General features: G+C 29.8%; 6 protein-coding genes. All 6 read right to left on the reverse strand.

Going from position 1 to position 2,951, the window contains the following annotated elements:
• Positions 1-692 (reverse strand): phosphoadenosine phosphosulfate reductase (locus SPD90_RS07035; protein ID WP_320924750.1); only part of this gene is annotated, 692 nt, incomplete at its 3' end.
• Positions 693-1,153: 461 nt separating this feature from the next.
• On the reverse strand, positions 1,154-1,546 hold the full coding sequence (locus SPD90_RS07040) for a single-stranded DNA-binding protein (RefSeq protein WP_320924751.1): 393 nt from the start codon (positions 1,544-1,546) through the stop codon (positions 1,154-1,156).
• On the reverse strand, positions 1,539-2,150 hold the full coding sequence (locus SPD90_RS07045) for an HNH endonuclease signature motif containing protein (RefSeq protein WP_320924752.1): 612 nt from the start codon (positions 2,148-2,150) through the stop codon (positions 1,539-1,541). The genes SPD90_RS07040 and SPD90_RS07045 overlap by 8 nt, the downstream gene beginning before the upstream one ends.
• 2 nt (positions 2,151-2,152) lie before the next feature.
• Positions 2,153-2,401, reverse strand: a complete 249-nt coding sequence (locus tag SPD90_RS07050) for a hypothetical protein (RefSeq protein ID WP_320924753.1) — start codon at positions 2,399-2,401, stop codon at positions 2,153-2,155.
• 14 nt (positions 2,402-2,415) lie between these two features.
• Positions 2,416-2,733, reverse strand: a complete 318-nt coding sequence (locus SPD90_RS07055) for a hypothetical protein (RefSeq protein WP_320924754.1) — start codon at positions 2,731-2,733, stop codon at positions 2,416-2,418.
• On the reverse strand, positions 2,687-2,866 hold the full coding sequence (locus SPD90_RS07060; RefSeq protein WP_320924755.1) for a hypothetical protein: 180 nt from the start codon (positions 2,864-2,866) through the stop codon (positions 2,687-2,689). Before SPD90_RS07060 ends, SPD90_RS07055 begins: the two co-directional genes overlap by 47 nt.
• Positions 2,867-2,951 lie beyond the last annotated feature (85 nt).

The raw sequence follows: 2,951 nt of genomic DNA on the forward strand, positions 1-2,951 counted from the left end.
CAATCCTCCATTACTTCATCTTCTATTCTTCCTCTGCCTGGTTCTAGTTCATCTAAAAAACATTCCTTTAAACAACTGTGTCCTATATCTCTTTCTAATTTTGCCCTAGCTTTAAAGACCTCTGGGAAGTCCATTCTAATCTTATTCCAATAACCCATGCCACCTTTAACACAACCAATACAATTATTATTTCTATATCCTAAGTCATACATTTTTGGTCTTGCTATACCTAATTCTTTTAGTAATCCATGTGCATCTTCTTTAGTTAAGTTGTTTTCTATAAGTGGAAATTCATGTTTGAAGTCTGGCATACTTTCTATTGTTCTCTCTGCTCTAGCACGTTCTCTTTTACTACAATCAAATCCCCAAACATAAGTTATATCTGTAATACCACTTTCTTTTAACTTATATTCATATTCTTTTCTTACTCTCTTTTTTAGCACATTAGTGCATGGAGCAAAGTGTGGTCCATTAATATATCTAAACTGCCTTATAACATTTTCCACATTTTTATATTCACTTGTTAATATTTTTATAGGCTTTCCTAGTGCCTTTTCGCAATCTTTTATAAATCTTAAAGAATCTTCTTCTTGATCTTCTATATGTGTATAAATAAATTCATCTACTGTATTTCTTACTAAGTATCCAGCAATAAAACTTGATACTCCTGCTGAAATCCAACATATTTTCATAACTACCACTACATAAGTCTTAGTAGTGGAAGTAGTTAAGCACCTTCAATAAGGCATCCGTACTACTTTACATATAAACGTTAATAAACACTTATTATATAACCTGGTCTACCAGGATCAGTTATGTTTATCTCCTTTCTTTCTCATATTTAATCACCTGATTTATTCCTCTTGGCTACTTAAAACAAGGTTGAAAGCGTGTATTAATTCAGAGTACAAATATATTGTATGGAGGTATATTCACATCCTTTCACTTAAATTTTTTAATTAGTTAAAACTGACTAAGTAGATATTGAGAAAATATGTAAAAAAAAATTGGGGAGTGCTTCACATCCTTTCATAATTTAATTTGCACAATAGTCAGTTAAAACTTTAAGAGAATTAATACACAATGTTCTACGCTTACACATCTATCTCAACCCTTTTTCAAGTAGCCAAGATTTTATTTTTTTATTTAATTTCTAAAATGGCATATCTCCATCTGTTTCAGGAACTACATCGTCTGGAATACCTGCTCCAAAAGAATCATCATTACTGCTTGTACTATTTTTAGCTTCTATAAATTCAAAACTTTCAACTACAACATCAGTAGTGTATCTCTTAGTACCATCTTGTGCTTCATAGCTTCCTGTTCTGATATTTCCTGTTAATGCAATTCTATTTCCTTTAGCAAAATGTTCAGATATAGTTTCTCCTGGTTTACCAAATGCAACACAATTTATAAAATCACTTTCATCTCTCTTAAATTGCCTGTTAATTGCAACTGTAAATCTACATACACCTTTACCACTTCCTGCTGCAAATCTTAGTTCAGGATCTTTTGTTAATCTTCCCATTAAAACTACTTTATTCATTTATTCGCTCTCCTTTTTTAATAAATTTTTGAACCTTATCTGTAACTTTTGCAATAATAACTGCAGTTTCATTTAGTTCTTTATTATCTTTAAGTAAATTATCTCTATTGATAATTAATAACTCACTTCTAGAAACTAACTTTAAATTGTCTATTGAAGTATTTTGTTTATTTCTATCTAAAAATATTAATGCATGATTTTTAGGAAGTTTTCCATTATGTTTTTCCCATTCAACCACATGTTTTAACCTCCATTTGTTAGGCTCTGCAACCTTAAGCATTATATATCCATCTTTAGTTATTCTTTCAGAACCTACAGGCTTATGATTAATAGGTGCCTGTCCTTTTTTAAACCAACCTTTTTCAGCGCCTTTAGCACATACACCTTTTTGACCTTTATTGGCTGGAACATTACCTTTTTTGAATCTTCCATTAAATCCAGTATTTAGCTTATATCTACCAATTGCATTTTTAACCAATTCAAATGTAAATTCTCTATCAAATTTTTTATTCATTAACTCTACTATTTCCGCATAATGATGCCCTGGAGTTATTTCTTTTAGATATTCTTTTTCTTTATCTGACCACTTAACACAATGTCTCATATTTAACCTTCTAACAACTTTGAAGTTTGAACTGTACTTCTTCCAAGTGTTTCAGCTTTGAATTTTTCTGCATTTAATACTAAATTTGCATTATCAACTATCTTAGCAGCTACATCTGTTATAGATTTTGCTCTAAGTATTTCATCTTTTAATTCATCACCTTTTAGATTTTTATCATCAAGTCTTTTTAGTGTATTAAAAAGATAATTATTTAAATCTCCTAAATTGTTTTGATTGTCTTGTTTTTCCATTATTGCCACTCCTCCTATAAACTTATTCTTATTTTAGGTCTGTTTTGCAGTATTTTTTTCTGCCTTCTTTCGTAATCCTTTTGTTCTTCTAATTCAAGTTCATTTAATTTTTTTATCAAATCAGGTCCTTTTAAATTAGTTTCTACCTTCTTTATCGCTTTTGGTGGTGGATCTAAATCTCTAGTCCATTTGTAAATTAAGTTTTTTGCTCCAGCTTTTGTATATCCAAATTTTTTAGAAACATCTATTATTAAATCTCTATTTGTTGTACTACTGTAATGTTTTCTAACATATACTCTTGCTTTTTGTGTTCTCTCTAAATCTTGTTTCAATTTCTTCCACCTCCTTCTTTGCTTCACTTAATAGCTTGTAATGTGAAGTATAGTCATAACTTTTATCTTGTAGCTTTACTGAATCATTCCAATGCGAATGGTCCAATAACTCACTATCAGCATTAAGAAGCATTTTTATTTTCTTCATCATCTTTATCCCAACCTAATAATTTCTTTTCTAAATCCTCATAGTCATATTGTCTTGGCTCAAAGTTATT

The sequence above is a fragment of the Intestinibacter sp. genome, assembly GCF_034113885.1.
Lineage (GTDB): Bacteria > Bacillota > Clostridia > Peptostreptococcales > Peptostreptococcaceae > Intestinibacter.

Excerpts from the sequence above, each read along its gene's own strand:
- SPD90_RS07040 (WP_320924751.1), bottom strand. The coding sequence starts at position 1,546 with ATGAATAAAGTAGTTTTAATGGGAAGATTAACAAAAGATCCTGAACTA.
- SPD90_RS07045 (WP_320924752.1), bottom strand. The coding sequence starts at position 2,150 with ATGAGACATTGTGTTAAGTGGTCAGATAAAGAAAAAGAATATCTAAAA.
- SPD90_RS07050 (WP_320924753.1), bottom strand. The coding sequence starts at position 2,401 with ATGGAAAAACAAGACAATCAAAACAATTTAGGAGATTTAAATAATTAT.
- SPD90_RS07060 (WP_320924755.1), bottom strand. The coding sequence starts at position 2,866 with ATGCTTCTTAATGCTGATAGTGAGTTATTGGACCATTCGCATTGGAAT.